Origin of the sequence: Pelomonas nitida (assembly GCF_043555975.1) — a bacterium.
GTDB classification, from domain to species: Bacteria; Pseudomonadota; Gammaproteobacteria; order Burkholderiales; family Burkholderiaceae_C; genus Pelomonas; species Pelomonas nitida.
Window position 1 is genome coordinate 212,871 of record NZ_JBIGIA010000011.1, and the last position, 13,733, is coordinate 226,603.

At 67.8% G+C, this 13,733-nt stretch carries 10 protein-coding genes and 1 riboswitch; of the genes, 8 read left to right on the forward strand and 2 right to left on the reverse strand.

Annotated features, from left to right (window positions below):
* Nucleotides 1-20 precede the first annotated feature (20 nt).
* Nucleotides 21-1,235: an HD-GYP domain-containing protein gene (locus tag ACG00X_RS15780; protein WP_394489154.1), complete on the reverse strand. Its 1,215-nt coding sequence runs from the start codon at nucleotides 1,233-1,235 to the stop codon at nucleotides 21-23.
* 84 nt (nucleotides 1,236-1,319) lie between these two features.
* Nucleotides 1,320-1,383: riboswitch (S-adenosyl-L-homocysteine riboswitch) on the forward strand.
* Nucleotides 1,384-1,402: 19 nt separating this feature from the next.
* Between ACG00X_RS15780 and metH the strand changes: the two genes are divergently transcribed.
* Both metH and ACG00X_RS15790 read left to right on the forward strand, forming a co-directional pair.
* Complete coding sequence (gene metH / locus ACG00X_RS15785) at nucleotides 1,403-4,099, forward strand: methionine synthase (protein WP_394489155.1); 2,697 nt, start codon at nucleotides 1,403-1,405, stop codon at nucleotides 4,097-4,099.
* A gap of 126 nt (nucleotides 4,100-4,225) precedes the next feature.
* Nucleotides 4,226-4,792, forward strand: coding sequence for a glycine zipper 2TM domain-containing protein (locus ACG00X_RS15790; RefSeq protein ID WP_394489157.1), 567 nt, complete (start codon nucleotides 4,226-4,228; stop codon nucleotides 4,790-4,792).
* Between the two features lie 401 nt (nucleotides 4,793-5,193).
* Here ACG00X_RS15790 and ACG00X_RS15795 read toward each other — a convergent pair whose 3' ends face one another.
* On the reverse strand, nucleotides 5,194-6,714 hold the full coding sequence (locus ACG00X_RS15795; RefSeq protein ID WP_394489158.1) for a YifB family Mg chelatase-like AAA ATPase: 1,521 nt from the start codon (nucleotides 6,712-6,714) through the stop codon (nucleotides 5,194-5,196).
* A gap of 286 nt (nucleotides 6,715-7,000) precedes the next feature.
* Between ACG00X_RS15795 and ACG00X_RS15800 the strand changes: the two genes are divergently transcribed.
* From ACG00X_RS15800 to ACG00X_RS15825, 6 genes are all read left to right on the forward strand, one after another.
* A complete protein-coding gene (locus ACG00X_RS15800; protein ID WP_394489159.1) occupies nucleotides 7,001-7,732 on the forward strand; it encodes a TorF family putative porin in 732 nt (243 codons plus the stop codon).
* Nucleotides 7,733-7,751: 19 nt separating this feature from the next.
* Nucleotides 7,752-8,090 (forward strand): P-II family nitrogen regulator, encoded by a 339-nt coding sequence (gene glnK, locus ACG00X_RS15805; protein ID WP_233370978.1) that lies wholly within the window; start codon nucleotides 7,752-7,754, stop codon nucleotides 8,088-8,090.
* A 33-nt stretch (nucleotides 8,091-8,123) separates the two neighbouring features.
* Nucleotides 8,124-9,653 (forward strand): ammonium transporter, encoded by a 1,530-nt coding sequence (locus tag ACG00X_RS15810; protein ID WP_394489160.1) that lies wholly within the window; start codon nucleotides 8,124-8,126, stop codon nucleotides 9,651-9,653.
* A gap of 140 nt (nucleotides 9,654-9,793) precedes the next feature.
* Nucleotides 9,794-11,062, forward strand: a complete 1,269-nt coding sequence (gene gshA, locus ACG00X_RS15815) for a glutamate--cysteine ligase (RefSeq protein ID WP_394489161.1) — start codon at nucleotides 9,794-9,796, stop codon at nucleotides 11,060-11,062.
* Between the two features lie 197 nt (nucleotides 11,063-11,259).
* Nucleotides 11,260-13,107 carry a potassium transporter Kup gene (locus tag ACG00X_RS15820; RefSeq protein ID WP_394489169.1) on the forward strand — a complete coding sequence of 616 codons (1,848 nt, stop codon included), beginning with the start codon at nucleotides 11,260-11,262 and terminating at the stop codon, nucleotides 13,105-13,107.
* A gap of 141 nt (nucleotides 13,108-13,248) precedes the next feature.
* Nucleotides 13,249-13,620, forward strand: a complete 372-nt coding sequence (locus ACG00X_RS15825; protein WP_394489162.1) for a hypothetical protein — start codon at nucleotides 13,249-13,251, stop codon at nucleotides 13,618-13,620.
* Nucleotides 13,621-13,733 lie beyond the last annotated feature (113 nt).

Sequence of the window (13,733 nt, forward strand, 5' to 3'; positions counted from 1 at the left end):
GCATGCCCTCGGGCCGGTGCTCAGTAGAGCTTGAGCAGCGCTTCGAGGTTGACGCGCAGCCGCAGGTCGGCCGGCGCCAGGCTGGCGGCGATGGCTTGCGTGGCCAGCCGCGTGTCGCGCGGCACGGGGCTGCTCAGCGGCGTGCCGCTCTTGCCGATCAGCGCCGCCACGTGCGGCTCGTTGGCGCTGAAGCCGCGCTTGAAGACCAGTCCCACCTCGCCGTTGGCCAGCCGCACGATGCTGCCGGGCGGGTACAGGCCCACGGCCTTGATGAGCGCCGCGCCGGCTTCGTCGGGCTGGCCCTGCTCATCCAGGAAGACGGCACGAGCGGCGGCGGCGCCGCTCATCGCGTTGCGGCTGCGGCGGGGTGACAGCCGGGCGCCGAACATGTCGATGCGGCGCAGCAGCCGGGCCAGCTTCTCGCCGTCCTCGCGGGTGGCGAGCGGCCCGGGGCCGGCGTCGTGGTGCAGGCGCACGGCGGTCAGCCAGACGGGGTCGTCGATGCCGAACCGCGCAAGCCGCTGGGCGGCGTGCGCGCCGTGGGCCGACAGCGCATGGCGCTGCGCGGGCGTGGCCGGGGCCACCTGGCTGGCCAGCCGGTCGTGGGCGGCGCTGGCGCCCAGGTTCATCGTGAGGGCGGCGTTGTGCAGCGCAGCTCGCTGCGGCGGCGGCAGCTGCATCTGCTGGGCCACCATGTCGCACAACAGCAGCGTCAGCAACGCGTGGCGGGCGCTGTAGTCGCCGAATTCCTGGCTGCTCTCGAACACCAGCAGCATCAGCGTGGCATCGGGCTGGGCGTGCAGCCGCTTGAGCGCCGCGTCGCGGATCTGGGCCACGCGCTGCTGAAAGTCTGCCGGCGCGTCCTCGCGCAGCAGCGTGTGCATGTGCAGCAGCAGGTCCGACCAGGCTTCGCGCGGCCCCAGGGCCACCTTGGCTGGGGCGGCGGGGCCGGCCGGGTCGAGACGGAAGCTCGCGTCGGCCTTGGCGATGTGGGCCAGCGGCACGTCCTGCAGCACCAGCGTGTCCAGCCGGTGCGCTCGAGCACGCTGGTAGGCCATGGTGTCCTCGGAGTTCACCCAGGCGCCGCCGTCGATGAGGCTGCGCACCTGTGGCGAGTCACTCAGCTGGTGGCCGCGGGCGAACAGCAGCTGGCCGTTGGCGTCGTAGAGGTCGTAGGGCAGCGTCATGCCCAGGCGCAGCGTGCGCGCGGGGAGGGGGATGAGGTTGGATGCCATGGACGGGCGCATTCTGATGGGCCTTCGGCAGGCGCGAGCCGTTCTTGAGCGACGGCGAAGGGGCGGCTGCGTAGAATTCCCGGCTCATCCGAGGAGCGCTGCGAGGACTTTCCCCAGGCTCGGATCGTTCCAACGGCGCTCATCGATCTCTCGCGCGAGCTGCCTCGATGACTCTTTCGCCGCCCCCTCTGAAGCTCTCCGGTCTGGAGCCCGTTGCCATCGACGCGGGCAGCCTGTTCGTCAACATCGGCGAGCGCACCAACGTGACCGGCTCCAAGGCCTTCGCCCGCATGATCCTGGCCGGCCAGTTCGAGGACGCGCTGGCCGTGGCCCGCCAGCAGGTCGAGAACGGCGCGCAGGTCATCGACGTGAACATGGACGAGGCCATGCTGGACAGCCAGGCGGCCATGGTGCGCTTCCTGAACCTGATGGCCAGCGAGCCCGAGATTGCGCGCGTGCCGGTGATGATCGACTCGTCCAAGTGGGCCGTCATCGAGGCCGGCCTGAAGTGCATCCAGGGCAAGGGCATCGTCAACTCCATCTCGCTGAAGGAAGGCGAGGCGGAGTTCAAGCGCCAGGCCCGCCTGGTGAAGCGCTACGGCGCCGCTGCCGTGGTGATGGCCTTCGATGAGCAAGGCCAGGCCGACACCTTCGCCCGCAAGACCGAGATCTGCACGCGGGCCTACCGCATGCTCGTGGATGAGGTGGACTTCCCGCCCGAGGACATCATCTTCGACCCCAACATCTTCGCGATCGCGACGGGCATCGAGGAGCACGACAACTACGCGGTGGACTTCATCGAGGCCACGCGCTGGATCAAGCAGAACCTGCCCGGCGCCAAGGTGTCGGGCGGTGTGAGCAACGTCTCTTTTAGCTTCCGCGGCAACGAGCCGGTGCGCGAGGCCATCCACACCGTGTTCCTGTACCACGCCATCCAGGCGGGCATGGACATGGGCATCGTCAACGCCGGCATGGTGGGGGTCTACGACGACCTCGACGCCGAACTGCGCGAGCGCGTGGAAGACGTGGTGCTGAACCGCCGCCCCGATGCCGGCGAGCGCCTCATCGAGATCGCCGACCGCGCCAAGAGCGCCGGCAAGGACGACTCGGCGCGTCTGGCCTGGCGTGCGGGCAGCGTCGACGAGCGGCTGAGCCACGCCCTGGTGCATGGCATCACCGACTTCATCGTGGCCGACACCGAAGAGGCCTGGCAGGCGATTTCGGCCAGGGGTGGCCGGCCGCTGCACGTCATCGAAGGCCCGTTGATGGCCGGCATGAACGTCGTCGGCGACCTGTTCGGCCAGGGCAAGATGTTCCTGCCGCAGGTGGTGAAGAGCGCCCGCGTCATGAAGAGCGCCGTGGCCCATCTGGTGCCCTACATCGAGGAAGAAAAGCGCCAGCTCGAAGCCGCCGGTGGCGACGTTAGGCCCAAGGGCAAGATCGTCATGGCCACGGTCAAGGGCGATGTGCACGACATCGGCAAGAACATCGTCACGGTGGTCCTGCAGTGCAACAACTACGAAGTCGTCAACATGGGCGTCATGGTGCCGGCGCGGGACATCCTGCAAAAGGCCAAGGACGAGGGCGCCGACATCATCGGCCTGTCCGGGCTCATCACGCCGAGCCTGGAGGAGATGCAGCACGTCGCTGCCGAGATGCAGCGCGACAGCTATTTCTCGTCGCGCCACATGCCGCTGCTGATTGGTGGCGCCACGACCAGCCGCGTGCACACGGCCGTCAAGATCTCGCCGCATTACGACGGCCCGGTGGTCTACGTGCCCGACGCGTCGCGCGCCGTGGGCGTGTGCTCGGAGCTGTTGTCCGATGAACGCGCGGCGGCCTACATCGCCGAGCTGCGCGCCGACATCGAGAAAACCCGCCAGCTGCACGCCAGCAAGAAGCAGACGCCGCTGGTCACGCTGGCCCAGGCCCGCGCCAACGCCGCGCCGCTGGACCTGGCGCGCGTGCCGCCCGCGCCGAAGTTCACCGGCCGCCGCGTGCTGAAGAACCTCGATCTCGCCGAGCTGGCCCGGTACATCGACTGGGGCCCGTTCTTCCAGACCTGGGACCTGGCCGGCCCCTATCCGGCCATCCTCGATGACGAGGTGGTGGGCGCCGAAGCGCGCAAGGTCTTCGCCGACGCGCAGGCCATGCTGAAGAAGGTCATCGACGGCCGCTGGCTGCAGGCGCATGCGGTGTTCGGCCTCTACCCGGCTGCGCGCGTGAACAGTGACGACATCGAGATCCGTTCCGAGCCGCCGATGACCTGGCGCGGCCTGCGCATGCAGTCCGAGCGGCCGTTCGTCGAAGGTGTGAAGCGCCCCAACCGCTGCCTGTCCGACTTCATCGCCGAGCAGGGTGACCACATCGGCCTGTTCGCCGTGACGGCCGGCCTGGGCGTCGACAAGAAGGAAGCCCAGTTCCAGGCCGAGCATGACGACTACTCGTCCATCATGCTGAAGGCGCTGGCCGACCGCCTGGCCGAAGCCGCTGCCGAATGGCTGCACGAGCGCGTGCGCCGCGAGTTCTGGGGCTATGCGCCGGCTGAAGGCCTGACGAACGAAGAGTTGATCGCCGAGAAGTACAGCGGCATCCGGCCCGCGCCGGGCTATCCCGCCTGCCCCGACCACCTGGCCAAGGCCGACCTGTTCCGCGTGCTGGCGCCGGAGGAAATCGGCATGGGCCTGACCGACAGCATGGCCATGACGCCGGCCGCCAGCGTCAGTGGCTTCTACCTGGCTCACCCCGACGCGGCCTATTTCAACGTCGGCCGCATCGGTGACGATCAGCTGGCCGACTGGGCCGCGCGCTGCGGCCTCGGCGAGGACGACGCCCGCCGCGCGCTGGCGCCGCTGCTCGGCTGAGTGGCTTGACCGACGGCAGCACCTCTTACCCCTTGTGACGCGGCACTGCGGTGCTGTCCTACAAATTTGGGGGGTGAGGGGAGGCATGCTGTGGGTCATCTCAAAAACGCCCTTTGGAGGCTGCTCATGTCGACCGCAATTCCCGTCAAGTCCACCCAGATCGTCGCCGGCGTCGCCGTCGTGATGGCGCTGCTCGGCGGCGCTTACGCGGTGGGACGGTCGGCGGGCGGCAGCACACCGGCCGAGCCCGAAGCCGCGGCCGCAGCGCAGCCGGCGGTGAAGGCCGAGCCGCAGCGCGTTGCCAGTGCTGACACCAAGCACTCGGCGGCGGCCGCCCAACACGAAGCCCAGCCGGCGCTGTGCCAGAACTGCGGCCGCGTGACGGACGTGCACACGGAGAAGCGCGAGGGCAAGTCCAGCGGCGTGGGTGCCGTGGGTGGCGCCGTCGTTGGCGGCTTGCTGGGCAACATGGTGGGCGGCGGCAACGGCAAGAAACTGGCGACCGTGGCCGGCGCCGTGGGCGGCGGCTATGCCGGCAACGAGATCGAGAAGAGCCAGAAGAGCACCACCGTCTGGGTCATCAAGGTCGAAGAGCGCGACGGTCGCATCCGCCGCTTCGAGCGCAGCGCCGACCCGAGCCTGCGTGTCGGCGACGAAGTGCGCCTGAGCGAAAACGGCTTCACCCGCCTCTGACACCTGCAGGCGGCCCAGCGCGGCCGCCGGCGCATGGATCGCAGCCGTGGCTGCCCTGACGGGCGCCACGGCTGTTTTGCATGGCGTGAGCCTTGGGGCGAGGGCTGCCACAGGCCTCGCCGCCCCGCTGCAGCCCAGGCTGCCAAAGCGAGCTGACCGGTCGCGCGCCTGCCACCCTGGGTCTGTTTGGGTTCGGGCGCGAGGCGTCGGTCAGGCCAGGCGGGGCGCTGCCGTGGAGGGCGTGGGCCGACGATTTGGGCGTCAGCTTGGTGCGGCCGTGCGCGTCCACGGTGCTGCAAGGCGCTGCCGGTGTGCCGACATGGCGGCTGGAGGGCGGCGTCCGCAATCATGCCGCCCTGTTGATGCGTTTGGCTGGTGGATGGCTTCGTTGTGTGGCGGCGTTAGCCGCTGTGGGCCGGCAGGCCCCGCCGCAGCTGGATGGCTTCCGCCACATGGGCGGCGGCGATGGCGGGCGAGGCCGCGAGGTCTGCCACCGTGCGGGCCACACGCTGCACGCGGTGGAAGCTGCGGGCCGACCAGCCCAGTTTCTCGGCCGAGCGCTCCAGCAGCGCTTTCGCCGCAGGCTCCAGCGCGGCGTGCGTGGCCAGGTCCTGTGCCTGCAACAGCGCATTGGCATGGCCTTGCCTCGCCACGGCGCGCTCACGCGCGGCCGCCACGCGTTCGGCCACCTGCGCGCTCGGCTCGCCCGGGGCCAGGTCTTGCAGCTCGCGTGGCGGGATGACGGGCACTTCGATGAGCAGGTCCAGCCGGTCCAGGAACGGCCCGCTGAGCCGGCCCTGGTAGCGTGCGATCTGGTCGGGCGTGCAGCGGCAGGCGCGCAGTGGGTTGCCCAGGTGACCGCAGGGGCAGGGGTTCATGGCCGCAATCAGCTGGAAGCGGGCGGGGAACTCGGCCTGCCTCGCCGCCCTCGAAATCAGGATGCGGCCGGTCTCCAGCGGTTCCCGCAGCGCCTCCAGCGCCGCGCGGGGAAATTCGGGGAGCTCATCCAAAAACAATGCACCGTTTTGCGCCAGCGAGATCTCGCCCGGCCTCGGTGGTGAGCCGCCGCCCACCAGCGCCACGCTGGACGCGGAATGGTGCGGCGCGCGGAACGGCCGCTGCCCCCAGCGCGAGATGTCGAACTGGCCGGCCAGGCTCAGCACGGCGGCAGATTCCAGCGCGGCCTCGTCGTCCAGCGGCGGCAGCAGCCCCGGCAGGCGCTGCGCCAGCATGGACTTGCCGGTGCCGGGCGGCCCGACCATCAACAGGCTGTGGCCGCCGGCGGCGGCAATCTCCAGCGCGCGCTTAGGGCCGGCCTGGCCTTTGATGTCGGCCAGGTCGGGCAGCCCGCTGGCGGCTTCACGGGGCAGCGCCGCCGCGCGGGGCAGGGCGTCGCCGTCGGGCTGCAACGCGGCGACCACGTCGAGCAGATGCGTGGCGCTGCGCACCGTCAGGCCTTCGACGAGCGCCGCCTCGGCCGCGCTGGCGGCCGGCAGCAGCAGGTCGCGTTCGGCCCCTGCGCGCCGCAGCGCCAGCGCCATGGCTAGCGCTCCACGTACCGGCCGCAGTTCGCCCGCCAGCGAGAGCTCCCCGGCGCATTCCAGACGCGCCAGCCGAGCGGCGTCGATCTGCCCGTTGGCGGCCAGCAGGCCCAGCGCCATCGGCAGGTCGAACCGGCCGCCTTCCTTGGGCAGGTCGGCCGGGGCCAGGTTGACGGTAATCCTTTTATTGGCCGGGAAACCCAGGCCGCTGTTGGCCAGCGCAGCGCGCACGCGCACGCGCTCGCGGGCTTCCTTGACTTCGGTGTCGGCGAGGCCCACGACGGTGAACGACGGCAACCCGTTGGCCAGGTGCACTTCCACGGTGACCGGCGCGGCGGCCAGGCCGTCGAGGGCGCGGCTGTGGACCGTGGCGAGGCTCATGGGGTCATCGGCGTGCGGTGGGTGTCGCGCCGGCATGGGGCGCGGGGCGAGGGCGCTGCGAGTCTAGTGAGCTCTTGCCGGGCAGTGCAGCGGTTGTTTTCCCGTGCATGCACCTTGCGTGTGCGTTTTTGGCTGAAAACAATGCCAGCTTGGTGCGCTTGCCTGGGCCTTGGGCAAGCGGTTCCCAGATTTGTGCGAGACGCCGGCTATGACTGTTGGCACGGAAGCTGCAATTACCGCTCGCAACGCTTTCCGTCACTCACTATTCGAAACAGGAGCCTTCGCCATGAAATTGTCCCCCACGCTGCTCGCCCTGGCGCTGTCTGCGGTCGTTATGCCTGCCTTCGCTGACGAGCCCGCGCCGGCCGATCCGCTGTCGTTCAATGTCGGCGTTGTCAGCGAGTACCGCTACCGCGGCATTTCGCAGTCGCGCCTGAAGCCCGCATTGCAGGGGGGCATCGATTACGCGGCGCCGAGCGGTTTCTACGTCGGCACCTGGGCCTCGACGATCAAGTGGATCAAGGACGCCGGCGGCGACTCGCAAGTCGAGGTGGACGTCTACGGTGGCTACAAGACGGAAGTCAGCAAGGGCCTGACGCTGGACGTCGGCCTGCTGCAGTACTACTACCCCAGCAACAAGCTCGCCACCAGCGCCAACACGCTGGAAGCTTACGGCGCCCTGAGCTTCGGCCCGGTCACGGCCAAGTACTCGCACAGCACGAGCAACCTGTTCGGTTTCCCTGACAGCAAGGGCTCGGGTTATTTCGACGTGACGGCCAACTTCGATCTGGGCAACGGCATGACGCTGACGCCGCACGTGGGCCACCAGACCGTCAAGCACCTGGCCATCGCCTCGTACACCGACTACTCGGTGACGCTGGCCAAGGATTTCTCCGGCCTGGTCCTCAGCGGTGCCGTCATCGGCACCGATGCGGACAAGTCGGCCTATGCCAGCCCCGCCAACGGCAAGTTCATGGGCAAGACCATGCTGGTGGTCGGCCTGAAGAAGACCTTCTGAGATATCACTGGAGCGCGACATGAAATTGATCACTGCCGTCATCAAGCCCTTCAAGCTGGACGAGGTGCGTGAGGCCTTGAGTGCCATCGGCGTACAGGGGCTGACGGTCACCGAGGTCAAGGGCTTCGGCCGCCAGAAGGGCCACACCGAGCTGTACCGTGGGGCGGAGTACGTCGTGGACTTCCTGCCCAAGGTCAAGATCGAAGCCGCCGTGAACGACGACGTCGTGGACCGCGTCATCGAGGCGATCGAGTCTTCCGCGCGTACCGGGAAGATCGGCGACGGCAAGATTTTCGTGTCGCCACTGGACCAGGTCGTTCGCATCCGCACCGGCGAGACCGGCAATGACGCGCTCTGACGCGTGAATAACAACCGTTTGGAGAAACCTCAAATGAAGAAACTCCTCGCCGGCCTTGCGCTCGCCGCCGGCCTGCTCGCGCCAGCCGCCTGGGCTCAGGACCCGGCCTCGGCGCCCGCTTCTGCCGCTGTGGCCACGACGGCTGCTCCGGCCGCCGCCGATGCGGCATCTGCGCCCGCTGCCGCCACGGCCGCCGCGCCGGCCGAAGCCGCCTCGGCGCCGCCGGCCCAGCCCAACAAGGGCGACACGACCTGGATGATGCTGTCCACGCTGCTCGTCATCCTGATGACCGTGCCCGGCCTGGCGCTGTTCTATGGCGGCCTGGTGCGCAGCAAGAACATGCTGTCGGTGCTGATGCAGGTGATGGTGGGCTTCTCGCTGATCGTCGTGCTGTGGTGCCTGTACGGCTACAGCTTCGCGTTCACCGAGGGCAACAAGTTCATCGGTGGCACGGATCGCCTCTTCATGAAGGGCCTGTGGGACAACGTCGCCGGCACCTTCGCGCTGGGCGCCACGTTCAGCAAGGGCGTGCCGATGTACGAAATGGTGTTCGCTGCCTTCCAGGCGACGTTCGCCGGCATCACGGCCTGCCTGATCATTGGCGCCTTCGCCGAGCGCATCAAGTTCTCGGCCTGCCTGGCCTTCCTGGTGCTGTGGTTCACGTTCAGCTACCTGCCGATCGCCCACATGGTGTGGTTCTGGGCGGGCCCGGATGCCTACACGGCTGCTGCGGTCGTGGATGAGACCAACGCCAAGGCTGGCTTGATCTGGCAATGGGGCGCGCTGGACTTCGCCGGCGGCACGGTGGTGCACATCAACGCGGCCGTGGCCGGCCTGGTGGGTGCCTTCATGGTCGGCAAGCGCGTCGGCTACGGCAAGGAAGCCTTCACGCCGCACAGCCTGACGCTGACGATGGTCGGTGCCTCGCTGCTGTGGGTGGGCTGGTTCGGCTTCAACGCCGGCTCTGCGCTGGAAGCCAACGGCTTCGCCGCCCTGGCCTTCATCAACACCTTCGCCGCCACGGCCGCTGCCGTGCTGGCCTGGTGCATCGGTGAGGCGCTGCTCAAGGGCAAGGCCTCCATGCTGGGTGCTGCCTCGGGTGCCGTCGCTGGCCTCGTGGCGATCACGCCGGCTGCCGGCAACGTCGGCATCGGTGGCGCACTGGTCATCGGCTTTGTCGCCGGTTTCGCCTGCCTGTGGGGTGTGTCGGGCCTGAAGAAGCTGATCGGTGCGGATGACTCGCTGGACGTCTTCGGCGTCCACGGTGTCGGCGGCATCGTCGGCGCGCTGCTGACCGGTGTGTTCAACAGCCCTGCGCTGGGTGGCCCGAGCGCCGTCGGCGACTGGGTCACCGCGTCCATGATCGCGCCCGATGCCTACTCCATCGCCACGCAGTTCATCACCCAGGCCAAGGCCGTCGGCGTGACGATCGTGTGGTCCGGCGTGGTGTCCGTGATCGCCTATAAGCTGGTGGATCTGACCATCGGCCTGCGCGTCTCCGAAGAGGAAGAGCGCGAGGGCCTGGACATCACCGCCCACGGCGAAACCGCGTACCACAAGTGATGCGCACGGCCGGCCACCAGCCGGCCGCCGCATCGCCGAAGCCGCCGCAGGGCGGCTTTTTTCATGGCGGCGCGGGGTTCTTGTGTTTCGGCCGCCTGCCCTCAACTGGCGTCGATTCGCGAGTTTGAGATCATTCGGTCATGGTTCCCCATCTGATCACCGCCCTGAACGGCCCCATCAACGAGTTGGAGGCCCGCATCCTGGAATCCATGCCGGCGACGGAACGATGGTTCCGGCTCGAATGGATGGAGCACACGCCCACCTTCTATGCGTCGGTGGACCTGCGCAATGCCGGCTTCAAGCTGGCGCCGGTGGACACCAACCTGTTCCCCGGCGGCTTCAACCTGCTGACGGCGCAGATGCTGCCGCTGGCCGTGCAGGCCGCGATGGCCGCCATCGAGAAGATCTGCCCCGAGGCGCGCAACCTGCTGGTCATCCCCGAAACCGGCGCGCGCTGCAGCTTCTACCTCGAGAACCTCGCCACGCTGGCGCGCGTGTTCACGCAGGCCGGGCTCAACGTCCGCTTCGGCACGCTGGATACCGCCGTCACCGAGCCCACCGAACTGCGGACCGCCAACGGCGACGCCATCGTCATCGAGCCGTTGGTGCGCCGCCGTGGCCGCCTGACGATCAAGGGCTTCGACCCCTGCACCATCCTGCTCAACAGCGACCTGGCCGCTGGCACGCCGCCGCAGCTGATGGGCCTGCATGAGCAATACCTGCTGCCGCCGCTGCACGCCGGCTGGAGCGTGCGACGCAAGAGCCAGCATTTCCGTGCCTACGAGGAAGTCGCCAAGCGCTTCGGCAAGCTGCTGGGCATGGACCCCTGGCTCATCACGCCGATGTTCCAGGCCGTCGACCTGCGCGGCAAGAAAGGCATCGAGGCGCTGCAGACGGCCGCGGACGCGCAGCTGACCAAGGTGCGCCGCAAGTACAAGGAATATGGCATCAACGAGAAGCCCTTCGTCGTCATCAAGAGCGATGTGGGCAGCTACGGCCGCGCCGTGCTGACCGTGAGGGATGCCAAGGACATCGAATCGCTGGCGGCGCGGCTGCCCGACAGCCTGGGCCAGGAAGTCATCGTGCAGGAAGGCGTGGCCACCCACGAACGCGTGCACGAGGCGGTCGCCGAGCCGGTGGTCTACACGATGGACCGCTATGTGGTGGGCGGCTACTACCGCGTCCATGCCAGCCGGGGCATCGACGAGAACCTGAACGCGCCGGGCGCCAGCTACGTGCCGCTGGCCTTCGCCGACTCGCCGCACCTGCCCCGGCCGGGCGAGAAGCCGGGCGTCAGCGCGCCCAACCGCTTCTACATGTACGGCGTCATTGGCCGGCTGGCGATGCTGGCGGCCGCCTATGAACTCGAGGCGACCGACCCGCAGGCCGAGGCCGAGGAAGCGGCCTGACGCCCCCGCCGGCACCTTGTGTGCCGGCCTGCAAGCCGGCTTTGCGTTAGGAGTCAAGCCGTGTTGCTGCGGGTATGCTGCGCTGCACAAAAGCCCAAAACAGAGCGGAGAATCCCCACTTTCGAACAAATGCCACGGCGCTTGCCAGTGGCCCCAGTGAAGTGAGTTCTTCCCACGCGGCCCGCAGCCCTTCGGCGATGGCGGGCCTCACCCTCGGCGCCTTGGGCGTCGTCTACGGCGACATCGGCACCAGCCCGCTGTACGCGCTCAAAGAAGTCTTCCACGGCGGCCACGTCGCGACGACGCCCGACAACATCCTCGGCGTGCTGTCGCTGCTGTTCTGGACGATGACGGTCGTCGTCTCGATCAAGTACGTGCTGCTGATCCTGCGCGCCGACAACAACGGCGAGGGTGGGCTCATCGCCATGCTGGCGCTGGCCACCAACGCGGTGAATGACAAGCCGCAGCTGCGGCGCGGGCTGTTGCTGGTGGGTCTGTTCGGCACGGCCATCTTCTTTGGCGATGCCGTCATCACGCCGGCCATGACGGTGCTCGGCGCCGTGGAGGGCATCGACGTCTACGAGCCGCAGCTGCACGACGCCATCCTGCCGCTGACACTCATCGTCATGGTGGGGCTGTTCTCGGTGCAGCGCTTCGGCACCGGCGGCATCGGCAAGGCGTTCGGGCCGGTCATGCTGGCCTGGTTCGCGAGCCTGGTGGCGCTGGGCCTGCCACACATCATCGAGAACCCGCACGTGCTGGCGGCCATCAACCCGATGTACGCGCTGCACTTCTGCCTGGAGTACCGCTGGGTGGCCTTCGTGGCGCTGGGTGCCGTCGTGCTGGTCGTGACCGGTGGCGAGGCGCTCTATGCCGACCTGGGCCATTTCGGCAAGAAGCCCATCCGCATTGCCTGGTATGGCGTGGTCATGCCGGCGCTGGTCATCAACTACTTCGGCCAGGGCGCCATGCTGCTGGACAACCCGGAGGGCGTGAAGAACCCCTTCTTCCTGCTCGCGCCGTCGTGGGCGGAGATCCCGCTGTTCCTGCTCGCCACGGCAGCGGCCATCGTCGCGTCGCAGGCGCTGATCACGGCCGCGTTCTCGGTGGCCAAGCAGGCCATCCAGCTCGGCATCCTGCCGCGGCTGCGCATCCTGCACACCAGCGTGCGCGACACGGGCCAGATCTACGTGCCCTTCGTCAACTGGGGGCTGTTCGTGCTCGTGGTGGTGGCCGTGGTGTTCTTCGGCTCGTCCACCAAGCTGGCCGGCGCCTACGGGGTTGCCGTGACGATCGACATGACCATCACCACGGTCATGACCTTCTTCGTCATCCGCTACGGCTGGGGCTACCCGCTGGCGTTGTGCGTGGGCGCGACGGGCGTGTTCTTCCTCATCGACGTGACTTTCCTGGCGTCCAACCTGCTGAAGATCATGGCGGGCGGCTGGTTCCCGCTGTTGATCGGCATCGGCATGTTCACGCTGATGCTGACGTGGAAGCAGGGCCGTCGCCTGCTGTCCACCAAGCTGCGCGAGGACGCCATCGAGCTGACGGCCTTCCTGGAGGCCGTCTTCATCAACCCGCCCACACGGGTGGCGGGCACGGCGGTGTTCCTGTCGGCCGAGAAGGGCTCCACGCCCAATGCGCTGCTGCACAACCTCAAGCACAACAAGGTGCTGCACGAGCAGAACATCTTCGTGACCGTGAAGCACCACGAGGTGCCGTGGATCGGTTTCGACAAGCGCTGCGAGGTGGAGGCGCTGGGCCACAGCTGCTGGCAGGTGGCGTTGCACTTCGGCTTCAAGAACGAGCCCGATGTGCCCGAGGCGCTGGAGCTGCTGAAGAAGCACGGTGTGCAGCTGGACGACATGGAGACCAGCTATTTCCTGAGCCGCGACATCGTCATCCCGACCATCGGCTCGGGTATGGCGCTGTGGCGCGAGAAGCTCTTCGCCAGCATGCACCGCAACGCGGCGGCGGCGGCGGACTTCCTGCATCTGCCGACGAACCGCATTGTGGAGTTGGGGAGCAAGGTTGAGATTTGAGCGCTGTGCGTGCCGGCCTCGGCGTTGTGGCTGGGGTTTGCTGCGTTCACTTTGGCCTATGAGCTTACGCGTGCCGGAGGGGGACGCGTTACGCGTCGCAGGCCTACATTGCGCAGACTGTCGATAACAAGTAGGGGTCGTATGCGCAGCAACGAGCTTCCGCGTCAGAAGAATGTCCAGCAGCAGAACTTGCAGGTCGAGAATCGGATTCGGTCTGAGGCAGTGCATTGGCGCGAGAACAAGATTCCGGCCGCGCTACAGGAAGTGGGCGAACGAAAAGGAGTCGATTGGTCGGCTGTAATCGTGGTTGACCTAGATATTGATTTCCCAGGAATGCCTCAGCTGTTCGGCTTGCTAGTTACGGCTGAGGAACGCTTCATCAGGTTTGCAATCCACACGGACGACGCGCATCAAACCGTCGAGTCAGTCGACGAGTGGATTGACGTAACCAACCAGCAAAACCTTAGAGCCGCTAACGAAACTTATCATCTGCCTCAACTCAAGAACCGCTGAGGAAGATGGCAGTCAAGAAGGAAGTCAGCGCAGCACTGTGGTCGCGGATACAGCCGCTGTTGCCCGAGGTGCGGAAGTCGCCACGCGGAGGACGCCCTCGGCTGAGTGACGAA

Coding starts and splice junctions, on each gene's coding strand:
- ACG00X_RS15780 (WP_394489154.1), bottom strand. CDS start 1,235: ATGGCATCCAACCTCATCCCCCTCCCCGCGCGCACGCTGCGCCTGGGC.
- metH (WP_394489155.1), top strand. CDS start 1,403: ATGACTCTTTCGCCGCCCCCTCTGAAGCTCTCCGGTCTGGAGCCCGTT.
- ACG00X_RS15790 (WP_394489157.1), top strand. CDS start 4,226: ATGTCGACCGCAATTCCCGTCAAGTCCACCCAGATCGTCGCCGGCGTC.
- ACG00X_RS15795 (WP_394489158.1), bottom strand. CDS start 6,714: ATGAGCCTCGCCACGGTCCACAGCCGCGCCCTCGACGGCCTGGCCGCC.
- ACG00X_RS15800 (WP_394489159.1), top strand. CDS start 7,001: ATGAAATTGTCCCCCACGCTGCTCGCCCTGGCGCTGTCTGCGGTCGTT.
- glnK (WP_233370978.1), top strand. CDS start 7,752: ATGAAATTGATCACTGCCGTCATCAAGCCCTTCAAGCTGGACGAGGTG.
- ACG00X_RS15810 (WP_394489160.1), top strand. CDS start 8,124: ATGAAGAAACTCCTCGCCGGCCTTGCGCTCGCCGCCGGCCTGCTCGCG.
- gshA (WP_394489161.1), top strand. CDS start 9,794: ATGGTTCCCCATCTGATCACCGCCCTGAACGGCCCCATCAACGAGTTG.
- ACG00X_RS15820 (WP_394489169.1), top strand. CDS start 11,260: ATGGCGGGCCTCACCCTCGGCGCCTTGGGCGTCGTCTACGGCGACATC.
- ACG00X_RS15825 (WP_394489162.1), top strand. CDS start 13,249: ATGCGCAGCAACGAGCTTCCGCGTCAGAAGAATGTCCAGCAGCAGAAC.